Source organism: Streptomyces sp. V4I8, assembly GCF_041261225.1.
Classification (GTDB): domain Bacteria; phylum Actinomycetota; class Actinomycetes; order Streptomycetales; family Streptomycetaceae; genus Streptomyces.
In genome coordinates this window covers 1,982,117-2,000,174 of the sequence record NZ_JBGCCN010000001.1, presented here as the reverse complement: position 1 = coordinate 2,000,174, position 18,058 = coordinate 1,982,117, and the positions used below count along the sequence as shown (strand labels likewise).

The following is an 18,058-nucleotide window of genomic DNA, read 5'->3' as shown; positions in this document are numbered from 1 at the left end:
CCCTGATCTGACGAAGACTTACGAGAGTCCGCCATGTACGAGCTGTCCCGGGTCCGTCTCTACTCCATCGGGCCGGCCGGTGCGCGCTACGCCGACACCGTGCTCGACCTGCGCGGTGTGGGCGAGCCCGTGCCCGACCCCGCGCCCATGCAGGCGGAGTTCTTCGAGGAGGAGCCCGTCGGGCCGCCGCGCCGACCCGCTCCAGCCGGGGTGCTCTTCCTGGAGAACGGCGGCGGCAAGTCGGTCCTGCTCAAGCTGATCTTCTCCGTGATGCTGCCGGGCCACCGCAACACCCTCGGCGGCGCCAGCTCCGGTGTGCTGCGCAAGTTCCTGCTGGCCGACGACTGCGGGCATGTCGCGCTGGAGTGGCAGCACACGCTCACCGGCGAGTGCGTGGTGGTCGGTAAGGTGAGCGAGTGGCGCGGTCGCCAGGTCTCCAACGACCCGCGGAAGTTCGCCGAGGCCTGGTACTCCTTCCGCCCGGGGCCCGGGCTGAGCCTGGACAACCTGCCCGTCGCCGAGTCCACGACCGTACGGCCGCCCGTCGAAGGCCAGTCGGGCGCGCAGGGCAGGCGCCGCACCATGAAGGGCTTCCGGGACGCCATCACCGAGGCGGGCAAGGCGTATCCGCATCTGGAGGTGCACTGGGAGGAGATCCACGACCGCTGGATCGAGCACCTCGGCGACCTCGGCCTCGACCCCGAACTCTTCCGCTACCAGCGGGAGATGAACGCCGACGAAGGCGAGGCCGCGGGCCTCTTCGCGGTCAAGAAGGACTCGGACTTCACCGACCTGCTGCTGCGGGCCGTGACGGACACGCGCGACACCGACGGCCTCGCCGACCTGGTCAGCGGCTTCGGCAACAAACTGGGCCGGCGGGCCGAGCTGATCGCCGAGCGGGACTTCACCGCCGGGTCCGTCGATCTGCTCGGGCGGATCGTCGAGGCCGCCGAGGCACGCTCACGCGCCCGTGACATCCACACCGGCGCCGAGCGGCGGACCCGGACCCTGGCACGGCGGCTGTCCGCGCGCGGTGTGCAGGAGCGGGTCCGGGCGGGCGACCTCGCGCAGCGGGTCACCGCCGCCGCGTACGCCGTCACCCACTCCGAGGCGGCGCGGGAGCGCAGCGCCCTGATCGCCGCCGAACTCGCCTACCGCCACGCCTCGTTGGCCCTCGCGGCGGCCGAGAAGACGGCGGCCGCGCAGAAGCGCGAGCTCGCCGAGGCGCGCACCCTGCACTCCGCCTGGCAGGCCGCCGAGACCGCCCTGCGGCACCGTGCCGCCGCCGACCGCGTCGCGCGCGTGGCCGCCGCGATCCAGGAGGCCGAACGGGACGCGGCCCCCGCGCTGGCCGCCCGGGCCAAGGCCGCCGTCGACCTCGTACGGGCCCTGCAGGCGGCCGCGCAGAGCGCCGAGACCCTCGCCAACGAGGAGGAGGAGCGGTCCGCCGCGCTTCAGGAGGTCAGCGACTCCGCTTACCGGGACTCCACCGCCGCGGCCACCGAGGCGCAGCGGGCCCGCAGTGAGGTCGGGCATCTGCGGCAGCGACTGTCGGAGGTCGAGCAGGAGACCGCGGAGGCCGTTCGCGCGGGCTGGCTCGATGACAGCGCGCCCGACGCCGACCCGGCCCGCGCGGCGCTCGCGGCGAGCGACGCCGAGAAGACGGCCGTCGCCGCCTGGGACACCGCTCGCGAGGCGTCCCGGCGAGCCTCGGAGCACGCGCGCGAAGCGGCCTCGACCGAGTCCCGCGCGGAGCTGACGGCCGCCCGCGCCGCCGACGCCGCGACCGCCGCGGAGCGCGCCTACGACGCCGAGCGCCGTCTCGCCGAGGGGCTCGCGGCGGAGGAGCGGCTTGCCGAACTGATCGGCCTGACGGGCGAGTCCGCCGAGGCCGGCGACGCCGGCGTGAAGCGCGGAGCCGTGCCTGCTCCTCGGACCGGCGACGACTCCCAAGGGGCCACGGCCGCGCGCGGCGCCGCAGAGACGACCGCCGCGGGCGCCGCCGCCGAAGGCGCCCTCACGCCGGAGGAGCTGGACCGGTTCGCCGACGAGCTGCGCGAACTGCTCGACGACGCCGTGTCCACCGCCGAGCGGCACCTCTTCGAGCTGCGTACCGCAGCCGCCGACGACTCGCGGATCCTGGGCGCGCTCGGTGACGGCGGGCTGCTGCCGCCCGGCCCGGACGTGCTGGCCACCGTGGAGTTCCTCGGCGAGCAGGGCATCCCGGCCCTGCCCGGCTGGCGCTATCTCGCCCAGGCCGTCGACCCCGCCGACCACGCGCGCGTGCTGGCCGCGCGTCCCGAACTGGTCGACGGCGTGATCATCACCGACCCCGACACGCACGCGCGTGCCCGCGAAGCGCTGGGCGACGCGGCCCTGCTGCCCCGGTCGGCCGTCGCGGTGGGCACGGCGGCCGCGCTGCTCGCCCCGACCCCGGCGCCCGACTCGGGGAGCGGTGACGTCTTCCTCGTCCCGCCGAACCCCGCCATGCACGACGAGCACGCCGCCGACGAGGAGCGGCAGACGCTGCGCGCGCGGGCGACCGAGCGGGACGAGGAGATCCGCACGCTCGCCGCGCGGCTCGGCAAGGACCGGGAACTGGCGGCGCGGCTCGCCTCGTGGCGGACCGGCTGCCCGGCCGGGCACCTGGTCGAGCTGGCGCAGTCCGCCCGGGACACGCGGACGTTCGCCGAGGAGTCCGAGGCCGAACTCTCCGAGGCGCGGACCGTGCGGGCCGAGGCCGACGAAGCCGCCGCCGAGGCCGCCCAGGTCCGCGACGAGCGGCAGGAGGCCGCGCAGAAGGCCCGGCGCGCCGCCGACGCCCTGGCCGGGCTGGCCTTCCGGCTGCGCGAACGGGCCGGCTGGCAGGTCAAGCTGCGCGAACTCGCCGACGAGGCCACCGAGTCCGAGGCCCGCGCCCAGGTGTGCCTGGAGCGTGCCCGTGCCGCCGACGAGGACCGCCGTGCCGCCCAGCGCGCCGCCGACGACGCGCGCCGCACCGCCCGGGCCCTGCGCGCCGAGCGCTCGGAGATCGCGGGCGCTCCCGACGACGTACCGGAGACGGACGCGGACGCCGATGCCCCGAGGGCGTCCCTGCCCGCGCTGCGCGAGGCCTACCGGGCCGCCTCACAGGTGTACGAGAAGGTCGGCGTCGGCGCCGATCTGCGGGCCGAGCAGGCCCGCGCGGAGAGCGACGAGAGCGCGGCACGCGCGGAGCTGGACCGGCTGAGCAACAAGGTCCGTACTCGCGCCGAACAGCTCCTTCAGTCGCCGGACGGCTCCGACGGGCCCTCTCGGCAAGCGGCCGCCACGCGCGCGGAGGAGCTGGTCCAGCTTCTGGAGACCCGCATGTCCAGCGCGAGCGAGCAGCTCGGACGGCTGCGCGGCGAGGCCGAGCGGCACGCACCCGAGGACGGCGAGGCGCACACCGAGCTGTCCGAGGAACTCCAGCCGCGCGACGCCGAGCACGCGCAGGCCCTGCTGCGCACGGCGACCGCCGAACTCGCCTCCCGCACCGAGGCGTTGACGCAGGCCCGGGAGGCGCACGCGGAACTCCTCGAAGCGCACCGCGCCGCCGAGGACGCGGCCGGCGGCTTCGACGAGATCGCCGCCATGCTGCGCGACCTGCTGCGGGAGCACACCTCGGACGAGGAGCAGGAGGCGCCGGAGCCTTACCCCGGCAGCCCGGAGGAGGCCCGGCAGTCCGCAGCCGAGGCCCGCCGGTCGCTGCGGGGCTGTGCCGCCGACCTCTCCGCCGCCGAGGCCGCCGTCCGCGAGGCGAGCGACGTGCTCGTACGGCACGCCAACTCCACGCGCTACGAGCAGGTCCGTACCCCCGCCCGCCAGCAGATCCGCGAGCTGCCCGCCTCCGCGCTGCCCGAGCACGCGCAGAAGTGGGCGGACGCCTTCGCGCCCCGGCTTCGCGTGCTCACCGACGAGTTGGCGCAACTGGAGCGCAATCGCAACTCGATCGTGGACCGGCTGCGGGGCCTGGTCGAGTCGGCGCTGACGACCCTGCGGTCCGCCCAGCGCCTGTCCCGGCTGCCCGAGGGCCTCGGCGAGTGGTCCGGCCAGGAGTTCCTGCGCATCCGCTTCGAGGAACCCGACCAGGCCACCCTCACGGAACGGCTGGGCGAGGTCATCGACGAGGCGACACGGGCGGCGGTGAAGAAGAACTCCGACATGAGGCGCGACGGCATGTCCCTGCTGCTGCGGGGCGTTGCCGCGGCTCTCGAGCCGAAGGGCGTCGCCGTCGAGATCCTCAAGCCGGATGCCGTACTGCGTGCCGAGCGGGTGCCTGTCGGGCAGATGGGCGACGTGTTCTCCGGTGGTCAGCTGCTGACGGCAGCCATCGCGCTGTACTGCACGATGGCGGCTCTGCGGTCGAACGACCGGGGCCGGGACAAGCACCGGCACGCCGGGACGCTGTTCCTGGACAACCCGATCGGCCGTGCCAATGCCACCTACCTGCTGGAGCTCCAGCGAGCAGTGTCGGACGCGCTCGGCGTCCAGCTCCTCTACACCACAGGGCTGTTCGACACGACCGCACTCGCCGAGTTCCCGCTGGTCATCCGACTGCGGAACGACGCCGACCTCAGGGCGGGCCTGAAGTACATCAGCGTGGAGGAACACCTCCGCCCGGGACTGCCGCAGCAGCCCCGGGCGGAGGAGGCGGTACACAGCGGCGAGATCACGGCGACCCGGATGTACAAACGCCCGGCACCGGCTGCGCCCTGAGGGACGCGGGCTGGGTCGATGTCCGGTTCGTCTTCATGGGGAACTGGCGTCGCCGGCCGGCGTGGCCGTGGTCTGCAGGCTGTGCTCGGCGAGGACGCCTGTCCGGTGCCGCTGGACGAACCAGTAGTAGGCGAAGCCGCCACCCGCGATGACCGCGACGAACAGCACCGCGCCCCAGCGCAGGTACCAGTGGTACGGAGCCGTGGCGTTGTAGACCGAGGCACGTGGCCAGATCAGGTTGAGAGTCATGCCAGCGCCCCACACCACGGCGACGATGTTGACCAACAGCCCCCACCGGCCCAGTGAGAACTTGCCGTCCCCGGCCGGCTGCCACCTGCCGCGCAGCCGCGCCACCAGCATCGGCGCGGTGACCCCGAGGTAGGCCAGGTAGATCATGATGATGCCGATGCTCGTGACGACGGTGAAGATCTGCGGCTGACGGATGTTCACCACGAGGATGGCGAGCGCCAGGAGACCGATGATCACAGTCGGCAGGATCGGCGTCTGGAAGCGCGGACTGACCCGTGCCAGCCGTGAAGACGCCGGCAGATTGTTGTCCCGGGCCATCGCGAACGCCAGCCGGATCGCCGCCGTGTGCACCGCCAGGGCGCACACCGTGACGGCGATCAGCACGCACCACAGCATCGCCTTGCCGGCGGTGGGGCCGAGCACGTTGAGCACCACGTACTGCAATCCGTCCGTGGACAGCTTCTCGCCGTGCAGGCTGGAGACGCTCATCAACGCGAGCAGCAGGATCAGGCCGCCCAGAACGAAGGAGGCCACGATGGCGCGGATGATGGCGCGCGGCGCGTTGCGGGACGGGTCAAGACACTCCTCACCGAGGGAGGAGGCCGTGTCGAAGCCGTACATGACGTACGCGGACGCCAGCGACGCCACGAGGAACGCGCCCAGGTATCCGGTGCCGTAGTCCGCGCCGGTTCCGTTCGTCTCCATGACCACCTGGGGGCCGCGTGTGATGTGCACGGCGAACAGGACGATCAATACGACGGTTGCGATCAACTCGATGAACACGCCCGCAGTGTTGATCCTCGCCATCAACTTGACCCCGAAGGCGTTCACCAAGGTGGTGAAGAGGATCAACACGGCAGCCAGGATGACCGCGTTGGTCGCCACGTCGTACGTGCCGGTGCCGTCCCCCACGATCTGGAAGGCGGACGAGATCTGGGGGAGCGTCAACTGGTAGGCCAGAGCCACGGCCGATATGGACACGATGGACGCGATCAACATCATCCAGCCGGCGAGCCAGCCCAGATGCGGATTGCCTATCTTCTTCGACCAGTTGTAGACGGAGCCCGCGACGGGGTAGCGGGCGGCCAGCTCCGCGAAGCAGAGGGCGACCATGAACTGACCGACGAAGACCATGGGCCACGACCACCAGTAGGCGGGGCCGCCGCTGCCGTAGCCGAAGTAGAACAGCTGGAACGTGCCGGTAAGGATCGAGATGTAGCTGATCCCGGCGGCGAAAGTGTGGAAGTTGCCGAGTGTGCGCTTGAGTTCGGGTTTGTAGCCGAACTCGGCGAGTTCGGCGTCGTCGCGACTGTGTGGACTGGCTGGTTGCTCCGTGGTGGACATGAGCGGACTCCTCGTGGGCCGGGGAGGGGAGGGAGTGGCTCGTGGGGTGCCGGGATCAAGGACGGGTTCTGAGCGTGCTGCTACCCGGGAGTGATGGCGGCCACCCCTGTGGCGCGGGATTGGTGTTGCGTCGGGTGTGCTTCGTCTCGCGGTACTGACGGGCCCAGAGGGCCCGAACTCGCGATCGAAGCCGGACTGCTCGAAGCCACCCCGTCCGGCCTGGGGGACGCACGCGTCTCGTATCGGCGGCCGGAGCAGTGCGGGCGCGCCCTGGCCCGGAAGCGGATCGAACCAGCCCTGGGGGCCCCGCCTCCCCGCGTCGCGCCGCTCGACCTCGCTCAGGAGTGCGACAACTGTCCGGCCCCACCCTGCCGGCGTATTCGTTCCTGTGCGCGCTCGGCCTGTCGTGCCTGCCGTCGCGCCCGGCGCCGCTCACGCCGCAGGGCGCGCGCCGTACTGCTCGGCATCGAGACCACGCCATGGCGCTGCTTCCACACCTGGCGGGTCACCCAGACGTCCAAGGCGCCCCAGGTGGCCACCACTGTGCTGACCACGCTGCTGATCACCATCGGGAACGCCAGCCACGATCCCGCCAGGGTGCACAGGAGGGCCACCATCGCCTGGATCATCGTCACCGCGATGATCAGCACCGCCCGCACAGCCGACGTCCGCACCGGATCCGGCATCCGGGGCCGCGGGGCGGACTCCTCCACCCACAACGGCCGGTAGCCCGACCACGCTCGGTCCGCCCCGCCCGTCGCCTCACGTCCGTCTGCCGGAATGTCGCGATCCAGCGCCTGAGGGGCGCGCCGCGCCGTCACCCGCGTCGCGGCGCCGTCCTCGGGCGCCTCGTGCCGCTCCGCCGTGCCCATCACCGTGTCACTCCCCACCGCCAGCAGAACGCTTGCCCATGTCTGAAGACTTGGCTCCCCAGCGACTGCCCGGCTTGCGCTGTTTTACGCCGCCGGGGGACGGGATGCGGCTCCTGTGGCTCATTCCGCCCCCATCTCCCGTACAGAAGGACGATCGACGCGTCCTGAAGATTCCCGAGAAACATAAATTTCCGGCCAAGTGACCCTGTAGACCGGCTGGATCCGTTCATAGAGGTGCCGTGGGATGACGGGAGGCAATCTCCCGCAATGCCCGGACAACTCCCCATGTCTTGCCGGTGGTGCGGAAGTTCAGCTTCCGGATCACTCTTCGAGTTACTTGTGCGTCGGTAGTAGGCTCGCGCCAATTGTTGACGCACAGGTGTGCCCCCTGATCCTTGGGGGGTTTGAGCTGGGGGAGGCCATGCGCTTTCGCGGGAAGTCGATCCGCCGGAAGATGGTGGCGCTGCTTCTCGTGCCGCTGGTGTCCCTGACCGCCATCTGGGGCTTCGCCACGGTACTCACAGGGCGAGGTGTGGCCCAGTTGTTCACGGTGTCGTCCCTCGTCGAGAAGATCGGCTACTCCACCGAGGACGCCGTCCGCGTCCTGCAGCAGGAACGCCGCCAGGCGCTGGTGTATCTCGCCGACCGCCGGGCTTCGGACGCGCTGTCCGCGCTGCGGGCGACCCGGAACGCCACCGACGCCGCCGTCGCCGAGATGCGCAAGAACGCCAAGGACCCTGATGTCCGCGACGGGTTGGACCAGGGGGACAGCGAGCGTCTGACCGCCGTCCTGGACGCCTTCGAGGGCATCAACCCCTTGCGCCGCAGTGTCGAGGACGGAACGATCACCCGCGCCAAGGCCCTCGACCTCTACAACCGGCTGGTCGACCCCTGTTACGCCCTGCTGGGCTCCCTCGACGGGATCGACAGCGTGGCGATGGACAAGCAGGCCCGCGCCCTTCTCAATGTCACCCGCGCCCGCGAACTGCTCTCCCGCGAGGACGCGTTGCTCAGCTCCGCCCTCGTGGTCGGAAAGCTCTCCCGCGCGGAGATACACCAAGTCTCCGATCTCGTCGCCCAGCGCACGCTCATGTACGAGATCAGCCTCACGGACCTGCCCTCGTCGGAGCGTGAACGGTACGAGCGCTTCTGGAGAAACGCCTCCACGGCTCCCCTGCACACCGCCGAACAGGCCGTCATCGCCACCCAGCCCGGCAGGCCCAGCACGGTCGACGCCAAGAGCTGGGACACCGCCGCCGGCAGTGTCCTCGACGAGCTCAGCCAACTCAACGACGAGGCGGGCACCCGCTATCAGGACCGCGTCAGCCCCGTCGCGATGGGCGTGATCATCAAGGCGGCCATCGCCGGTGTCCTTGGTCTGCTCGCCCTGTTGTTCTCCCTCTTCCTGTCCGTGCGTATCGGCCGTGCTCTCATCCGCGATCTGCGCCAACTGCGCCTGGAGGCCCACGAGGCGTCCGGCGTCCGGCTGCCCAGCGTGATGCGCCGCCTCTCCGCCGGAGAACAGGTCGACGTGGAGACCGAGGTGCCACACCTGGAGTACGACAAGAACGAGATCGGTGAGGTCGGCCAGGCCCTCAACACCCTGCAGCGCGCCGCCGTCGAGGCGGCCGTCAAGCAGGCCGAACTACGCGCCGGCGTCTCCGAGGTCTTCGTCAACCTCGCCCGCCGCAGCCAGGTCCTCCTCCACAAGCAGCTCACGCTCCTCGACACCATGGAACGCCGGACCGAGGACACCGACGAACTCGCCGACCTGTTCCGCCTGGACCACCTGACCACCCGTATGCGCCGGCACGCCGAGGGCCTGGTGATCCTCTCCGGCGCCGCCCCCTCCCGGCAGTGGCGCAAACCCGTCCAGCTCATGGACGTCGTCCGTGCAGCGGTGGCCGAGGTCGAGGACTACGAGCGCATCGAGGTCCGCCGCCTGCCCCGCGTCGCCGTCACGGGCCCGGCCGTCGCAGACATCACCCACCTCGTGGCCGAACTCCTGGAGAACGCCACGGTGTTCTCCCCGCCGCACACCGCCGTCCAGGTCCTGGGCGAGCGGGTCGCCAACGGCTTCACCCTGGAGATCCACGACCGCGGTCTGGGTATGGCGGCCGACGTCCTGCTGGACGCCAACCTCCGGCTCGCCGAGACGCCTGAGTTCGAGCTGTCCGACACCGACCGGCTCGGCCTGTTCGTGGTCAGCCGACTCGCCCAGAGGCAGAACGTCCGGGTCTCACTGCAGCCGTCGCCGTACGGCGGGACCACCGCCGTCGTCTTCATCCCCGACGCACTGCTCACCGACGACGTCCCTGACACCAACGGCATCGGGTTCCGCCTCGACCGCCCCACGCCCTCCAAGGAGGCCGAGCTGGAGGAGGCGCGCCGAGCCGCACTGTCCCATGTGCCGGTCCGGGTGCCCGGCCTGCCCGCCTCGCTCCTCGACGGCCCGGTCGAGCTGGAGGCCCCCGTCGATCTCGACGCCCTCAGCGACTTCCCGGACGGACTCGACGACGAGGACAGCGAACGCGGCGGCATCTTCCGCTCACGACGCACCCTCGCCTCCATGGAGGACGAGGCAACGGGTCCGATCGGCGAACAGCGCCCGGTCTCCGACATCCATGGCGGACCGGCCCATGCCGACCCGGACGACGATCTGAGCGCCCCGGTCCCGCTGCCCCGCCGCAGTAGGACACCCAAGCTGGTCAGCTCGCACGGGCGTCCCGTCACCGAGCAGCGCTCCCGGCGGGAGAAGCCGGACTCGGAGCCTTCGACAGGTCCTAGCCGTCCGGAGCCGAACGGCCTCGCTCCGTTGCCGACCCGCCGCCGCGGTACGGGAGACCGCGGCGAGGGAGCCGGCGCGCCCGACCGGATCGGTGACCGTACCGGCGCTCCGCCCTCCGCCGGGTACGGCCGCGGTGAGCCGGAGCCGCCGGCTCTCCCGAGGCGCGCACGGCGTCCCGCCATTACATCGAGCGGCCCCGACGACCCCGCCCCGAGCCGAGCCGCTGCGCAGGGGGAAACCGGCTCCGGCGTCGGAGCGTTGCCTCGACGCGTACGACAGGCCAGTCTCGCTCCGCAGCTCAGGCAGGGTCCCGCATCGCGCGCCGAGGACCGCACAGAGCTCGCCGAGCGGGACGCGGACGAGGTCCGCACCCGCATGGCCTCACTCCAGCGTGGCTGGCAGCGCGGCCGCCAGGAGAACGCCGCAGGCGATGACGCCCACAGCGGCACAGCACAACGAACGACTAAGGGGGACGGTCGATGACCGCACCGAAGGCGACCGGCCACACCGCGACCAACCAGTCCGGCGGGCTCAACTGGCTCCTCGAGGACCTGGTGGACCGCGTCGCCAGCATTCGCAAGGCCCTCGTGCTCTCCGGCGACGGCCTGCCGACGGGCATGTCCAAGGACCTGACCCGTGAGGACAGCGAGCACCTGGCCGCCGTCGCGTCCGGCTTCCACAGCCTCGCCAAGGGCGTGGGCCGCCACTTCGAGGCGGGCAACGTCCGGCAAACCGTCGTCGAGCTCGATGACGCCTTCCTGTTCGTGACGGCCGCCGGTGACGGCAGCTGCCTCGCGGTGCTCTCGGACGCCGACTCCGACGTGGGCCTGGTCGCGTACGAGATGACGCTCCTCGTCAAGCGTGTCGGCGTGCATCTGGGTACCGCTCCGCGCACCGATCTGCCCTCGGGCGGGTAGTGGGATGGCATGAGCGCAGACGGTCAGGGAAGAAGCCACTGGTTCGACGACGAAGCCGGACCGGTCGTCCGTCCGTACGCCATGACGCGCGGCCGCACCACCAGTGCGGCCCAGCACCGCCTCGACCTGATCGCGGTGGTCGTCGCGGAACCGCACGCGGACGATCCGGAAGCGGACTCGACACTGTCTCCGGAGCACGTGGACATCGTCGGACTGTGCCGTGACGTCCCGCAGTCCGTCGCCGAACTTTCCGCCGAACTCGATCTGCCGATCGGAGTCGTACGCGTCCTCATCGGGGATCTCGTGGACGGGGAATTCGTCCATGTGAACCGGCCTGTACCGCCTGCGGAACTGGTGGACGAGAGTATTCTGCGCGACGTGATCAACGGCCTGCGGGCGCTGTGAGCGGCGCGGAAGCGGGGTAGTGAAGTGACAGGCTGGCAGTTCTGGGTCGACCGAGGCGGCACCTTCACGGACATCGTCGCGCGACGCCCGGACGGCCGTCTGCTGACACACAAGCTCCTGTCGGAGAACCCGGCCCGCTACTCCGACGCGGCAGTCGCGGGCGTGCGCGAGCTGCTGGACGGTTCCCAGGACCCCATCGATGCGGTCCGTATGGGAACGACGGTCGCCACGAACGCCCTGCTCGAGCGCAAGGGCGAGCGCACCCTGCTGGTCATCACCCGCGGTTTCCGTGACGCCCTGCGCATCGCCTACCAGAACCGGCCGCGCATCTTCGCGCGCCGTATCGAACTGCCCGAGCTGCTGTACGAGCGGGTCGTCGAGGTCGACGAGCGCATCACCGCCGACGGAACCGTCGTGCACGCCCCCGACCTGGAGGCCCTCGCCGGGCGTCTCCAGCAGGCGCACGAGGACGGGATCCGCGCCATCGCCGTGGTCTGCATGCACAGCCACCTCCACCCCGCCCACGAACAGGCCGTCGGGCAGCTCGCCGCCCGCATCGGCTTCTCGCAGATCTCGCTGTCCAGCGAGGTCAGCCCCCTGATGAAAATCGTCCCGCGCGGGGACACCGCCGTCGTCGACGCCTACCTCTCGCCCGTCCTGCGCCGCTACGTCCAGCACGTCGCCGAAAAGCTCGAAGGCGTACGGCTGATGTTCATGCAGTCCAACGGCGGCCTCGCCGAAGCCGGGCAGTTCCGGGGCAAGGACGCCATCCTCTCCGGCCCCGCCGGAGGCATCGTCGGCATGGCACGCATGTCGCAGCTCGCCGGCTTCGACCGCGTCATCGGCTTCGACATGGGCGGCACCTCCACCGACGTCTCGCACTTCGCCGGCGAATACGAACGCGTCTTCACCACCCAGATCGCCGGCGTCAGGCTGCGCGCCCCCATGCTGGACATTCACACCGTCGCAGCGGGCGGCGGCTCGGTCCTCCACTTCGACGGCTCCCGCTACCGCGTAGGGCCGGACTCGGCGGGCGCGGACCCGGGGCCGGCCTGCTACCGGGGCGGCGGACCGCTCGCGGTCACCGACGCCAACGTCATGCTCGGCCGCATCCAACCCGCCCGCTTTCCCAAGGTCTTCGGCCCCGAAGGCGACCAGCCGCTCGACGACACCCTCGTCCGTGAGCGCTTCACCGCCCTCGCGCGCGAGATCCGAGAGCAGACCGGCGACGACCGCACGCCCGAGCAGGTCGCCGAGGGCTACCTGCAGATCGCGGTCGCCAACATCGCCAACGCCGTCAAGCGGATCTCCGTTCAGAAGGGCCACGACGTCACCCGCTACGCCCTCACCACCTTCGGAGGCGCGGGCGGCCAGCACGCGTGCATGGTCGCCGACTCGCTCGGCATCCGCACCGTCCTAGTCCCGCCCATGGCAGGCGTCCTCTCCGCGCTCGGCATCGGCCTCGCCGACACCACGGCGATGCGCGAACAGTCCGTCGAGGCACCCTTGCAGCCCGCTTCCATGCACGGCGTCCTGAAGACGGCGGACGACCTCGAAGCAGCCGCGCGCACCGAACTCCTCGACGAGGAAGTCCTCGAGGAGCACATCAAAGTCACCCGTCGCGCACAACTGCGCTACGACGGCACCGACACCACCCTCACCGTCGAGCTCACCGAGCCCGACACGATGAGGCGCGCCTTCGAAGATCGTCATCGCGCCACGTACTCCTTCACGCTCGACCGCCCGATCGTCGTCGAAGCCCTCTCCGTCGAAGCCACCGGCATCACCGACCCCCCCGATCTCTCCGCTCTCGCCCCCTACGAGGCCACCCCTGAAGGCGGCCCGGCCGCACCGGAAACCGTCCGCCTTCACACGGGCGGCACCCTGCGCGACGTACCCCTGCACCGCCGTGAGCACCTGCCTCCCGGCGAAACCGTCACCGGCCCGGCGATCATCACCGAGGCCAGTGCGACGACCGTCGTCGACGACGGCTGGCAAGCCGCGACGACCGACGACGGGCAGCTGGTCATGGAACGCGTGGTGATTACGCAGAGTTCCGATCTCGACACGAAAGCCGACCCGGTTCTTCTCGAGGTCTTCAACAACCTCTTCATGTCCATCGCCGAACAGATGGGCGCCCGCCTCGAATCCACCGCCCAGTCCGTCAACATCAAGGAACGCCTGGACTTCTCCTGCGCGCTCTTCGACCCGGACGGCAACCTGGTGGCCAACGCCCCGCACATCCCTGTCCACCTGGGCTCGATGGGTACCAGCGTCAAGGAGGTCATCCGGCGTCGCGGCTCCCGGATGCGCCCCGGCGACACCTACGCGGTCAATGACCCGTACCACGGCGGCACTCACCTGCCCGACGTCACCGTGATCACCCCGGTCTTCGACACGGACAGCGCGACGAACACGGAGAGTGAGCCGGAGATCCTCTTCTACGTCGCCTCACGCGGCCACCACGCGGAGATCGGCGGCGTCGCCCCCGGCTCCATGCCCGCGAACAGCCGCACCATCGAGGAGGAGGGAATCCTCTTCGACAACTGGCTGCTCGCCGAGTACGGCCGGTTCCGCGAGCAGGAGACCCTCCGGCTGCTCACCGACGCGCCCTACCCGTCCCGCAACCCGAAGACCAACCTCGCAGATCTGCGCGCCCAGATCGCGGCCAACCAGAAGGGCGTCGACGAAGTCGCCCGGATGATCGACAACTTCGGCCTCGCCGTCGTCCAGGCGTACATGAAGCACGTCCAGGACAACGCGGAGGAAGCGGTACGCCGCGTCATCGACGCCCTGGACGACGGCGAGTACGCCTACGAGACCGACTCGGGGACGTACATCCGGGTACGCGTGCGCGTGGACCGCGAGCACCGCTCCGCCACCGTCGACTTCACCGGCACGTCCCCCCAGCTGGCCACGAACTTCAACGCCCCCTTCTCGGTGGTCAACGCGGCGGTCCTGTATGTCTTCCGCACCCTCGTCGCCGACGACATCCCGCTCAACGACGGCTGCCTGCGCCCCCTCGACATCATCGTGCCGCCCGGCTCCATGCTGGCCCCCGAACCTCCGGCGGCGGTCGTCGCGGGCAACGTGGAAACCTCCCAGGCCATCACCGGCGCCCTCTACGCCGCACTGGGCGTCCAGGCCGAGGGCTCAGGCACCATGAACAACGTCACCTTCGGCAACGAACGGCACCAGTACTACGAGACCGTGGCCTCAGGATCAGGCGCAGGCGACGGTTTTTCCGGGGCGCCCGTCGTCCAGACCCACATGACCAACTCGCGGCTCACGGACCCCGAAGTGCTGGAGTGGCGACTGCCCGTACAGCTAGACGAGTTCTCCGTACGGCACGGCAGCGGCGGGGCAGGGCAGTGGCGCGGCGGCGACGGTGCCCTGCGCCGCATCCGGTTCCACGAGCCCATGACCGTCTCCACACTGTCCCAACACCGCCGGGTCCCGCCGTACGGCATGGCAGGCGGCGAACCCGGCGCGCTGGGAGCCAACCGCGTGGAACGCGCGGACGGCACGGTCACCGCACTCGGCGGAAGCGACTCCGCGGACGTCGGACCCGGCGACGTACTCGTCATCGAAACCCCTGGCGGCGGAGGCTACGGCCCACCGTCGCGCGACCCCCATCAAGCAGGAGAAGAGATCGATGATCTTCGGGCGTTCTGAGCGCGGGAAGCCTCCGGTCGAGCCCGTCACGCTCAAGATCCTGGTGGCCGGCGGCTTCGGCGTGGGCAAGACCACCCTCGTCGGGGCGGTCAGCGAGATCAGGCCGCTGCGCACCGAGGAACTGCTCACCGAGGCAGGCCGCCCGGTCGACGACACGAGCGGTGTCGAGGGCAAGCGCACCACCACCGTGGCCATGGATTTCGGCCGCATCACACTGCGCGAGGACCTGGTCCTGTACCTCTTCGGTACGCCCGGCCAGGAGCGGTTCTGGTTCATGTGGGACGAGCTGTCCGAAGGCGCGCTCGGCGCCGTCGTGCTCGCCGACACCCGCCGCCTCGAGGACTGTTTCGCGGCCGTCGACTACTTCGAACGGCGCTCCATACCCTTCCTCGTCGGCGTCAACTGCTTCGAGGGGGCCGACCGTTACCCGGCGGAGGACATCCGCCAGGCCCTCGACCTCGACAACGACGTACCGCTACTGCTGTGCGACGCCCGCGACAGGGAGTCCGTGAAGGAGACCCTCATCGGTGTCGTCCAGCACGCGATGGCCTTCCAGGCGGACCGCCGCCAGACCGTGACCACCTGAAGCCTGCGTACAGGCACGGCCCGTACCCTCGCCGACCGGGGTACGGGCCGTGGCTCGTGGACACGCGCGCGTGGCTACGAGGGACGGCACGCACGCGTGGACCGCTCTTCGGCTCCAGCCGTCTCCGTCAGTTCTCGCCGTCCTCCAGCCAGCCGAAGCTCTTCTCCACCGCCTTGCGCCAGTTGTGGTACTCGCGCTCACGCACATCGGCGGTCATGGCGGGCGTCCACTCGGCGTCCTTCGCCCAGTGCGCCTTGAGCTCGTCCAGGTCGTTCCACACTCCGGTGGCCAGCCCTGCCGCGTACGCGGCACCCAGGCACGTCGTCTCGGAGACCTTGGGCCGGATCACCGGCACGTCGAGCACGTCCGCCTGGTGCTGCATGAGCAGGTTGTTCTTCGTCATGCCGCCGTCGACCTTCAGGGTCGTGATCTCCACGCCGGAGTCCTGGTACATGGCGTCCACGACCTCGCGCGTCTGCCAGCTCGTCGCCTCCAGCACCGCGCGGGCGAGGTGCGCCTTGGTGACGTAGCGCGTCAGTCCGGTGATCACACCGCGCGCGTCGGAACGCCAGTACGGCGCGAACAGGCCGGAGAAGGCGGGCACGATGTACGCGCCGCCGTTGTCCTCGACGCTCGCGGCCAAGGGCTCGATCTCGTCGGCGGTGCGAATGATGCCGAGCTGGTCGCGGAACCACTGGACCAGCGCGCCCGTTATGGCTATCGCCCCCTCCAGGCAGTACACCGGCGCCTCACTGCCGATCTTGTAGCCCATCGTCGTCAGCAGCCCGCTCTTCGACGGCACCGGCCGGTTGCCGGTGTTGAGCAGCAGGAAGCTGCCCGTGCCGTACGTGTTCTTCGCCGTGCCCACGTCGTAACAGGCCTGCCCGAACACGGCCGCCTGCTGGTCGCCCAGGGCCGAGGCGACCGGCACGCCGGCCAGCTGCCCGACGGCGGTCCCGTACACCTCGGCGGAGGACTTGATCTCCGGAAGGACGGCCTCCGGCACGCTCATCGCGGACAGGATCGAGGGATCCCACTGGAGGCTTTCCAGGTTCATCAGCATGGTGCGTCCGGCGTTCGTCACGTCGGTGACGTGGTGCCCGCCGTCCGTGCCGCCGGTGAGGTTCCAGATCAGCCAGGAGTCGATGGTGCCGAAGGCGATCTCGCCGCGCTCGGCGCGGGCCCTGAGGCCGGGCACGTTGTCCAGCAGCCAGGCCGCCTTGGGCCCGGAGAAGTAGCTGGCCAGCGGCAGGCCGGTCTGCTCGCGGAAACGGTCCTGCCCGTCCGAGCCGCCGAGCTGGTTGCACAACGCCGCGGTCCGCGTGTCCTGCCACACGATCGCGTTGTGCACCGGCTTGCCCGTCGCGCGGTCCCACAGAACCGTCGTCTCGCGCTGGTTGGTGATGCCGAGCGCGCTGAGCTGGTCGGCACGCAGTCCGGCCTTGGCGATCGCGCCCGCCACCACCGCCTGCACCTTGGACCAGATCTCGGTGGCGTCGTGCTCCACCCAGCCGGGTTTGGGGAAGATCTGGCGGTGCTCGCGCTGGTCGACGGCCACGATGGCGCCGTCCTGGTTGAAGATGATGCAGCGGCTCGAGGTCGTGCCCTGGTCGATGGCGGCGACGAACTTGTCCGTCATGACGTCCCCTTCGTCGGTTCCTTCAGAAGGCTGCGTTGAAGATGAGCCCGGACAGTGCCCCGCCGATCAGCGGTCCCACCACCGGGATCCACGCGTAGCCCCAGTCCGAGGTGCCCTTGTTGGGAATCGGGAGCAGGGCGTGGACAATGCGCGGCCCCAGGTCACGGGCCGGGTTGATGGCGTATCCGGTCGGGCCGCCGAGCGACAGACCGATGCCGACCACCAGGAACGCGACGATCAGAATCGCGGTGCCGGAGACGCCGAGCCCCTTGGTCAGGCCGAAGGCAAGGATCGGCAGCACCAGCGCGATCGTCGCGATGATCTCGGTGATGAGGTTCGCCACGACATTGCGGATCGCGGGCGCGGTGGAGAAGATCCCCAGGGTCGGCTGAGCGATGTCCTTGTCGGCGTTGGCCTGGAACTGCGCGAAGTAGACCAGCCAGCACAGGACCGCACCGAGGATCGCGCCGACCATCTGGCCGCCGATGTAGATGTGGACCTTGTCCCACACACCGGTGTCGATGGCGATCCCGAGCGTCACGGCCGGGTTGAGCTGGCCACCGGACAGCGGTGCCGCGGTGTAGGCGCCGGCCATGACGCCGAAACCCCAGCCGAAGGCGATGACGATCCAGCCCGCGTCCTTGGCTTTGGAGTAGTTGAGTACGACGGCGGCGACCACGCCGGCCCCGAAGAGGATCAGGATCGCGGTCCCGATGACCTCACCGAGGAATATGTCTCCATTGCTCATGGCGGCTCCTAGGCCCTGACCGGGACGATCGGCCCCGGTTCTCCGTGCGGGGTGCGTTTCCCATGGCGACTTCAGCCGAAGGCAGGGATGGTCCCGCG

At 70.5% G+C, this 18,058-nt stretch carries 10 protein-coding genes; 6 read left to right on the top strand and 4 right to left on the bottom strand.

Annotated features, from left to right (window positions below; translation table 11 throughout):
• Positions 1 to 33 precede the first annotated feature (33 nt).
• Positions 34 to 4,737 carry a hypothetical protein gene (locus tag ABIE67_RS09020; RefSeq protein WP_370255771.1) on the top strand — a complete coding sequence of 1,568 codons (4,704 nt, stop codon included), beginning with the start codon at positions 34 to 36 and terminating at the stop codon, positions 4,735 to 4,737.
• A 33-nt stretch (positions 4,738 to 4,770) separates the two neighbouring features.
• Here the strand turns inward: ABIE67_RS09020 and ABIE67_RS09015 are convergent, their stop codons facing one another.
• Together ABIE67_RS09015 and ABIE67_RS09010 are read right to left on the bottom strand one after the other, a co-directional pair.
• A complete protein-coding gene (locus ABIE67_RS09015; protein WP_370255770.1) occupies positions 4,771 to 6,330 on the bottom strand; it encodes an APC family permease in 1,560 nt (519 codons plus the stop codon).
• A 338-nt stretch (positions 6,331 to 6,668) separates the two neighbouring features.
• A complete protein-coding gene (locus ABIE67_RS09010) occupies positions 6,669 to 7,202 on the bottom strand; it encodes a hypothetical protein (protein ID WP_370268361.1) in 534 nt (177 codons plus the stop codon).
• A gap of 421 nt (positions 7,203 to 7,623) precedes the next feature.
• On the opposite strand from ABIE67_RS09010, the gene ABIE67_RS09005 reads away from it, so the two are divergent.
• The 5 genes from ABIE67_RS09005 to ABIE67_RS08985 are packed head-to-tail and all read left to right on the top strand — an operon-like array spanning position 7,624 to position 15,573.
• Positions 7,624 to 10,473, top strand: coding sequence for a nitrate- and nitrite sensing domain-containing protein (locus tag ABIE67_RS09005; RefSeq protein WP_370255769.1), 2,850 nt, complete (start codon positions 7,624 to 7,626; stop codon positions 10,471 to 10,473).
• Positions 10,470 to 10,907 (top strand): roadblock/LC7 domain-containing protein, encoded by a 438-nt coding sequence (locus ABIE67_RS09000; protein ID WP_370255768.1) that lies wholly within the window; start codon positions 10,470 to 10,472, stop codon positions 10,905 to 10,907. Before ABIE67_RS09005 ends, ABIE67_RS09000 begins: the two co-directional genes overlap by 4 nt.
• Positions 10,908 to 10,916: 9 nt before the next feature.
• Positions 10,917 to 11,312, top strand: coding sequence for a DUF742 domain-containing protein (locus tag ABIE67_RS08995; RefSeq protein WP_370255767.1), 396 nt, complete (start codon positions 10,917 to 10,919; stop codon positions 11,310 to 11,312).
• Between the two features lie 24 nt (positions 11,313 to 11,336).
• Positions 11,337 to 14,987: a hydantoinase B/oxoprolinase family protein gene (locus tag ABIE67_RS08990; protein ID WP_370255766.1), complete on the top strand. Its 3,651-nt coding sequence runs from the start codon at positions 11,337 to 11,339 to the stop codon at positions 14,985 to 14,987.
• The gene (locus ABIE67_RS08985; protein ID WP_370255765.1) at positions 14,968 to 15,573 is read left to right on the top strand and encodes an ATP/GTP-binding protein; all 606 of its coding nucleotides are present in this window, start codon (positions 14,968 to 14,970) and stop codon (positions 15,571 to 15,573) included. The genes ABIE67_RS08990 and ABIE67_RS08985 overlap by 20 nt, the downstream gene beginning before the upstream one ends.
• A gap of 127 nt (positions 15,574 to 15,700) precedes the next feature.
• Here the strand turns inward: ABIE67_RS08985 and glpK are convergent, their stop codons facing one another.
• Together glpK and ABIE67_RS08975 are read right to left on the bottom strand one after the other, a co-directional pair.
• Entirely contained in the window at positions 15,701 to 17,212 is a 1,512-nt protein-coding gene (gene glpK / locus ABIE67_RS08980; RefSeq protein ID WP_370255764.1) for a glycerol kinase GlpK, read from the bottom strand.
• A 22-nt stretch (positions 17,213 to 17,234) separates the two neighbouring features.
• Positions 17,235 to 17,960 carry an MIP/aquaporin family protein gene (locus tag ABIE67_RS08975; protein ID WP_370255763.1) on the bottom strand — a complete coding sequence of 242 codons (726 nt, stop codon included), beginning with the start codon at positions 17,958 to 17,960 and terminating at the stop codon, positions 17,235 to 17,237.
• Between the last annotated feature and the right edge of the window lie 98 nt (positions 17,961 to 18,058).

What these genes read in the sequence shown, in the direction of transcription:
- ABIE67_RS09000 (WP_370255768.1), top strand. Translation starts at nt 10,470, where the DNA reads ATGACCGCACCGAAGGCGACCGGCCACACCGCGACCAACCAGTCCGGC.
- ABIE67_RS09010 (WP_370268361.1), bottom strand. Translation starts at nt 7,202, where the DNA reads ATGGGCACGGCGGAGCGGCACGAGGCGCCCGAGGACGGCGCCGCGACG.
- ABIE67_RS09015 (WP_370255770.1), bottom strand. Translation starts at nt 6,330, where the DNA reads ATGTCCACCACGGAGCAACCAGCCAGTCCACACAGTCGCGACGACGCC.
- ABIE67_RS08995 (WP_370255767.1), top strand. Translation starts at nt 10,917, where the DNA reads ATGAGCGCAGACGGTCAGGGAAGAAGCCACTGGTTCGACGACGAAGCC.
- ABIE67_RS08975 (WP_370255763.1), bottom strand. Translation starts at nt 17,960, where the DNA reads ATGAGCAATGGAGACATATTCCTCGGTGAGGTCATCGGGACCGCGATC.
- glpK (WP_370255764.1), bottom strand. Translation starts at nt 17,212, where the DNA reads ATGACGGACAAGTTCGTCGCCGCCATCGACCAGGGCACGACCTCGAGC.
- ABIE67_RS09005 (WP_370255769.1), top strand. Translation starts at nt 7,624, where the DNA reads ATGCGCTTTCGCGGGAAGTCGATCCGCCGGAAGATGGTGGCGCTGCTT.
- ABIE67_RS09020 (WP_370255771.1), top strand. Translation starts at nt 34, where the DNA reads ATGTACGAGCTGTCCCGGGTCCGTCTCTACTCCATCGGGCCGGCCGGT.
- ABIE67_RS08985 (WP_370255765.1), top strand. Translation starts at nt 14,968, where the DNA reads ATGATCTTCGGGCGTTCTGAGCGCGGGAAGCCTCCGGTCGAGCCCGTC.